Below are 6,298 nucleotides of genomic sequence, written 5' to 3' on the forward strand. Positions count from 1 at the left end.
CAAGATCGCGTTCAGCGCCGGTGGGGTTTTTTTTCGTCCGCGCTTTCGCCTCAGGTTGCGCCTACTCGTCCCTGATATGCAACTGTCCCCATATTTTCTGCGGGAATACGAAGGGTTGCTGGCGGGGATCGAGGTGCATATCGTCTAGACATCCGGTAAAATTCCCGATGCGCGCAGGATTTTGGAGGTCGAGCGCAATGGCGAAGCGGGCCACACCGTTGCCGCACTCCATGGTGTTCCATTCCAAAGATGCTGGCCAAGTGACTTGGCCACCGCTAATCGTGCCGGCGTGAACAACCCCGTCCGCTTGTAGCCATTGCCAGGTTCCTCCCGTCACATCGACGGACGAGCCGATGCCACCTCTGCCACTGTAATCAATTTTGGCAATCCACGTACCCCCGGCGCTCTCATCGGTCCAACCGCCGCCGGCAGCATTATCGGTCCCGGCGAATATTGCACCAGTCACCGAGTAGCCATCGCGTTTACCTGTGGATAATTCATTGCCGGAAAAATTGGCGGTAAGGTCTGTCGCAACGGGTGCCGTGCCGCAAGAGGTGAGTAATGCGGCGATCAGGGCGAACGCGGTCAGGCCAGTGAAACGGTGTGTTGTGGAGTTCATGGTTTTCTCCGAGAGTAGGTTGAGTCATCTGACTCTACGGGCGCCTACGTCAGTTCGCAATGCTTGCCGGGATTCGTGCGCGCTTCAATCGACATGCTTTGATGGTTCACAACGCGCTGCCAATTTGTAGCCATTGCCTCCGCGCCAGCAAAACACGGACAAGTATTCAGAGAGGGCAATGCGATAATCTTGGAGTGCGAATCAGCTGCCAGTCGTTATGAGGCCTCGCGCGCGTCGTTTTGCTGTGCTGCAAGGTATGATGGCCAATCCTCTTCGCTGCGCGAAGTACCTATCGGGCAAAAAAAGCATGAACAAGAATCTTGAATTACTATCTTCGACCATCGCATCGAGCCTACGACTTTGGCGTGGAACCTGGGGCGACAAACCCTCCCACACCCCCGAAAAACTACTGGTCTTGTTCGATCGCGAGGACGATGCCGAATGTCGGCTGGTGCGTGAGGCGCTGACCGAACTCAATTTTGATGCATTGGTATACCCTTGCCCGATCGGTGGGACACGTTTCGCGGCCAAGCGCAAAAAATTTGCGCCGGGTACGCAACTGCCGGCACTGTACGACCCGAACACCGGCAAGACCCTGGCCGGCGCCGAAAAAATCCTTCCTTATCTGTATTCGGAATACCTTGGGACCAATGCGAGCGATGCCCCCAAAGTGTCGCCACTGAATATGTTGGGCGCGCAACTAGCCGGACTTGTCCGTAGCCCGATGGGCCTGGAGGTGCGTGAATCGACCGCGCCGAAAAAGAACCTGACGCTCTACAGCTTTGAATCAAGCCCGTATTCGCGCCCGGTACGTGAGCGTTTGTGCGAACTCGAATTGCCCTACCATCTAATTAACCTGGGAAAGTTGCAGTGGGCCGAGCTGGGCCCGGCGATTGCCCGTCCTTTTGCCTTCGGCAAGTATGAGCCGGTAGCAGGCAGTAAGCGCGAAGCCTTCCTCAAGGAACATGGCAAAGTTCAGCTGCCGTATTTGATCGACCCGAATCACAAAATTAAGATGTTCGAATCGACTGCGATCCTCGATTACCTCGAGCGCACGTACGCCAAGTAAATCGGGCTTGCGTCGCTTGTTGTACCTGCCACGGACGGCCATCGTCCGCCCTTAGCCTTTCGTGCGGCCCGAAAGTACGGCACAATTGATTCTTGAACGTTGTCGTTTGATATAGAACGGGTTATGCATGAACGAACAGGTGGCAAGAGACGTTGTGTTGGTGCGCGCCATCGAGTCGATGGATCAGAAGCACGAGGTCCTCAGCGACGATGACCGCATGTACGCAAGCCGCAGCGCGCGCGAGTTGGCTCAATGGCAAGCGTCGGACAGCAAGGCGGAATTGACCCAGGACCACTTCCTGCAGCAACGCGCCGAGCAGATTCTCAAGCGTCTGAGTGAGCGGACGCCAGCCATGGCAGCTTTCTTGCATAGGCCCAGCGGTCTCGGTGTGTTGCCATGGGCGCTTGCTTGGCTTGCGCTTGCGCTGGGTGCCGGCCTCGATCGCATCGCCGATCCGCACCGCGTGGACCTGTTGTCGGCGCCGTTATTGGGCATCATCGGGTGGAATCTGCTGGTGTATCTGGGCCTAGTGCTGGCAATGTTAATCCCCGCAACGCGCGGCGGCTGGGCGAGTCAAGGCCTGCTGCAGCGCTTCAGCGGTGGCAAGGCGGCCCTGCCACGCAAGATGCCCTCTGTGTTGACGGCGGCACTGGCCCATTTCGTGGCCGAGTGGTCCGAGCTGAGCGCGCGCTTGACGCGTGCCAGGCTCGCCCGCACGGTTCATCTGTGCGCAGCCATGTTCGGGCTTGGTGCCATGCTCTCCTTGTATGCGCGTGGCCTGTTTTCGCAATACTCAGTCGGTTGGGAAAGTACGTTTCTCGATGCCGGCCAGGTGCATGCAATCCTGTCGATGCTGTTTGCGCCGGCCACGTTCGCCTTCAATATTCAACCGTTTTCCGTGGCCGATATCTCCTCACTTCATTTTAGCCAAACAGCTACTGCCGTTGGCGGTGCCCGCTGGGTGCATTTGTACGCGGCCACGTTGTTGTTGATTGTGGTTCTGCCGCGCATGGTGCTGGCGGGCGTGGCGCATTGGCGTGCGCGTCAGCTTGTGCGCAACTTCCCGCTCGATTTGACGCAGCCGTATTTCCGAAAACTCGCGAACCAGCTTGGCGTGTCGGGACCCGCGGTCTTGCGCGTGCTGCCGTATAGTTTTACTCTCGACGAAGCGCGCGACAAGGGATTGTCCGCGGTGGCGGCCATGTTGCTAGGAGAGCAGGCGCGCGTCATGCTGCGTCCCTCTTATGCTTATGGCGAGGAGCCGCGTGAAGCCTTGGCCGATGCCAACCTCGATGATGCGAGTGCGACGGTGACGGCAGTCCTTTTCAATCTGGCCGCGACGCCCGAAAAGGAAAACCATGGCGCATTTCTGGACTACCTTGTGCGCAAATCACCGCGCGGCATCGCCGTGCTGCTCGATGAATCGGGCCTGCTCGAACGCTTGGGCGAGCATGGCGAGGTACGCGTCACCGAGCGCATCGCGCTATGGCAACAGTTTTGCAACTTCCATCGCGCGCCCGCGACGGTGGTGAATTTGCTCGCACCACAAACCCGTGCGCTCGATACGGGCGCCGGGCTCACCTTATCGAAAGCCCCATGAGCGAATCACCTGTCAACATTCAGTTTGCGCTGATCTCGCACACCAATAACGGCAAGACGACGCTAGCGCGCACGCTGATCGGGGTCGACGTCGGTGAAGTGCGCGATGCTGCGCATGTCACCATCACCGCTGAATCGCACCCATTGCTGACCAGTGCGGCCGGCGATGTGCTGCGGTTGTGGGATACCCCGGGCTTCGGCGATTCGGTGCGTTTGTTCAGGCGCCTGGCTATCTCGGACAATCCGATCGGATGGTTCCTTCGCGAAGTATTCGACCGTTACCGCGACCGGCCATTCTGGCTTAGCCAACAAGCCTTACGCACGGCCAAGGAGTCGGCAGACGTCGTGCTCTACCTCGTCAATTCATCCGAGAATCCACGGGACGCTGGCTATCTTGCCTCCGAGATGAAAATCCTCGCGTGGCTCAATAAACCTGTCGTGGTTTTGCTCAATCAATTGGGGCCCCCGCGGCCCGCCGCCGAAGAGCAGTCCGAGCAGGCGCGCTGGAAACAGCATCTCGATCAATATACGATCGTGCGAGAGGTGCTTGCGCTCGACGCCTTCGCTCGTTGCTGGGTGCACGAGCGCGTGTTCTACGAGGCCATCGGCAAGCTCATCGACGAACAAAAAAAAGAAGGCTATGCGCGCCTGTTCGCCACGTGGGAAGCCAACAATCTGCGGCGATTCCACGAATCGCTGCGATTAACCTCGGTCCAACTCGCCGCAGCCGCAAAGGATAGTGAGCCCATCGACAGCTCTGCGAGCAACATGTTCAAAGCGGCCATCCACAAGATAGGCTTGAGCAAGTCCGGCGAGCGACCCGGCCACGAAAAGGCCATGGCCAGGCTGGTCGAACGGCTCGAGGCGAACATTACACAGACCACCAAGCAATTGCTGGCGCTGCAGCAACTCGATCCAAGCGAGGCGGCAAAAATCAATGCGCGCGTCCGCGATAATTTTGCCGTGCGCGCACCGGTGGACCAGGCGCAGGCAGGGCTGCTCGGGGCAATTATTTCCGGCGCGGCCACCGGGTTGTCGGCCGACCTGATGGCCGGTGGACTCACGTTTGGTACTGGCGCGTTGGTTGGCGGCGTCGTTGGCGCGCTCACACTGGCCGGCGCGGCGTGGGGATTCAATACGAGTACCGATCGCAATGAACCGACCATGCAATTCGCCGATGACTTCTTGCGCACGCTGCTTGTCAGCGGCGTGTTGCGCTATCTGGCCGTGGCGCACTTCGGACGCGGACGTGGCAATTTTGTTGAAGGCGAAGCCCCGGCGTTCTGGCAAACCGAAGTCGAACAGGCGCTGGGGCTCCATGCCGCCGATCTCGGCCAGCTTTGGGAGTCGGTGCGCGCGGAACCCCTTCTGGACAAAGCTGTGGTGCAAGTCGATGCCGTCGTGCTCCGGGTGACGGCGCATGTCCTAAAACAGCTTTATCCAGGTGTGCATGGCGCTTAGAATATTGTCCAATTAGACATTTTCTGTTAAGTTGCTCCTCCTTATAAAAAGGATTAACGAGCAACTATGCCAAATATCAAGATCAAGCGTGTGGTCTGGGCGCTGGGTGGTGTATTCCTCCTGCTCGTCGCCTTGTTTGCGACCAGCCTCTCCTTGGCCAGTTTCGAAGTCTACGCCAGCGGTGTGCACAAGCGCCTGCTGCTGCCAGTCTCGCCAAACGCTAGCTTGTCGTTTGCCAGCTTCACGGGTGTTGGCGACAGTCCCCGCATCGCGGGGTTTCTCGACGGCCCGGTCGTACGTCGCGGCGGGGGGCGCGGTACACCGCCACCTGGTTTTGCGAAGACCGCACAGAAAGCCGCGTCGGCGAAGGAGGGGAACTTACGATCGAGTGTGCAGGCAAAACGCACCGGTTCTTGCTGGGAGAGGCACCCAAGGTGCCCGCCGAAGTCGCGCAAATGCCTGCCAAGGTCGTGGCGCTTAGCGATATTGAGGGCAACGTTACCTTCCTCGATGCCGCGCTGGCAAAACTGGAGATAAGCGATGCCAATGGCGCCTGGAAATTTGGCAGCAATCAACTCGTCATCGTCGGAGATTCGGTTGACCGCGGCCGCGACGTCTTTGCCGTGCTGTGGCGTCTGTATAACCTGTCGCAACAAGCGCATGCGGCCGGTGGCGCGGTCCACGTTTTGCTTGGCAATCACGAGCAGTACATGCTTATGGGACGGGTCAAGAGCGTCAACCTTGAGCACGCCCACGGCGCGCTGCGACTGGGCGGCCTCAAGAGCGCGTTTGGCGCCGATACCATTCTTGGGGAGTGGTTGCGGCAACTGCCGGTGCTGGTCAAGATCGGCCCCGTGTTGTTCACGCACGGCGGCATCAGCCCCGAGGTCGCGGCAAAAAATCTGACAATCGCACAGATAAATGGGGCGATGTCCGGCTATTGGCGCGGCACAACTGCGGCCAGCCCGCAACTTGAGGCCGCGATAGGCTTGGGCGGACTGACGCAATACAGGGGCTATGTGCGCGGCAAGGAGTTCAATTTGCGTGTGCCCACAGACCAAGATGTAAGCGATGTACTGAAAGCATATGGCGCAAGCACGATGGTCGTCGGGCACACCGTTGTGCCCAAGGTCGCCGGGCAGTACAACGGGCGGGTATTTGCGATCGACGTCAACGACGACACCTCGGCAACCGAAGTGCTGGTCTTCGAAGATGGAGTCGCACGTGTCGTCGACTTCGGCGTCATTCGCCATGTCGATCCGCAACAGGTGACTACTTTGCGCCCCATCATGTTGACCGACAGCGCCGATTGGAGGGCGCTCTGGGCGCTGGTCACGCGCACACATGAGCTCACAAAAGTTCCTCACCCATACTAATAATCATTGTGATGCGAAAACTCTTGCCAAGCCAGGCAGGCGTTTGCTATAGTTCGCCTCCCCGGTGAAAAGGTTAACAAAATCAAGTAGTTAACGAGAGTCGGGGCCGCTTGGAAAAGACGGTGACGGTAAAAAGAAGTTTGACGAACAATGCGAAATGCTGCATAATCTCAC

General features: G+C 58.7%; 5 protein-coding genes. 4 read left to right on the forward strand and 1 reads right to left on the reverse strand.

Annotated features, from left to right (window positions below; all coding sequences use genetic code 11):
• Window positions 1–61: 61 nt before the first annotated feature.
• Window positions 62–619 (reverse strand): hypothetical protein, encoded by a 558-nt coding sequence (locus tag C7C56_RS28070; protein ID WP_146204375.1) that lies wholly within the window; start codon window positions 617–619, stop codon window positions 62–64.
• Window positions 620–926: 307 nt separating this feature from the next.
• Between C7C56_RS28070 and C7C56_RS09545 the strand changes: the two genes are divergently transcribed.
• The 4 genes from C7C56_RS09545 to C7C56_RS09560 all read left to right on the forward strand — a co-directional run bounded on the left by C7C56_RS09545 (window position 927) and on the right by C7C56_RS09560 (window position 6,124).
• Window positions 927–1,688, forward strand: a complete 762-nt coding sequence (locus C7C56_RS09545; RefSeq protein WP_106757208.1) for a glutathione S-transferase N-terminal domain-containing protein — start codon at window positions 927–929, stop codon at window positions 1,686–1,688.
• Between the two features lie 127 nt (window positions 1,689–1,815).
• A complete protein-coding gene (locus C7C56_RS09550) occupies window positions 1,816–3,288 on the forward strand; it encodes a DUF2868 domain-containing protein (protein WP_106757205.1) in 1,473 nt (490 codons plus the stop codon).
• On the forward strand, window positions 3,285–4,748 hold the full coding sequence (locus C7C56_RS09555) for a DUF3482 domain-containing protein (protein ID WP_106757206.1): 1,464 nt from the start codon (window positions 3,285–3,287) through the stop codon (window positions 4,746–4,748). Before C7C56_RS09550 ends, C7C56_RS09555 begins: the two co-directional genes overlap by 4 nt.
• A gap of 434 nt (window positions 4,749–5,182) precedes the next feature.
• Window positions 5,183–6,124: a metallophosphoesterase gene (locus tag C7C56_RS09560; protein ID WP_146204376.1), complete on the forward strand. Its 942-nt coding sequence runs from the start codon at window positions 5,183–5,185 to the stop codon at window positions 6,122–6,124.
• Window positions 6,125–6,298 lie beyond the last annotated feature (174 nt).

The organism is Massilia glaciei (genome assembly GCF_003011895.2).
GTDB lineage: Bacteria > Pseudomonadota > Gammaproteobacteria > Burkholderiales > Burkholderiaceae_D > Telluria_A > Telluria_A glaciei.

Excerpts from the sequence above, each read along its gene's own strand:
- C7C56_RS28070 (WP_146204375.1), bottom strand. The coding sequence starts at position 619 with ATGAACTCCACAACACACCGTTTCACTGGCCTGACCGCGTTCGCCCTG.
- C7C56_RS09550 (WP_106757205.1), top strand. The coding sequence starts at position 1,816 with ATGAACGAACAGGTGGCAAGAGACGTTGTGTTGGTGCGCGCCATCGAG.
- C7C56_RS09555 (WP_106757206.1), top strand. The coding sequence starts at position 3,285 with ATGAGCGAATCACCTGTCAACATTCAGTTTGCGCTGATCTCGCACACC.
- C7C56_RS09545 (WP_106757208.1), top strand. The coding sequence starts at position 927 with ATGAACAAGAATCTTGAATTACTATCTTCGACCATCGCATCGAGCCTA.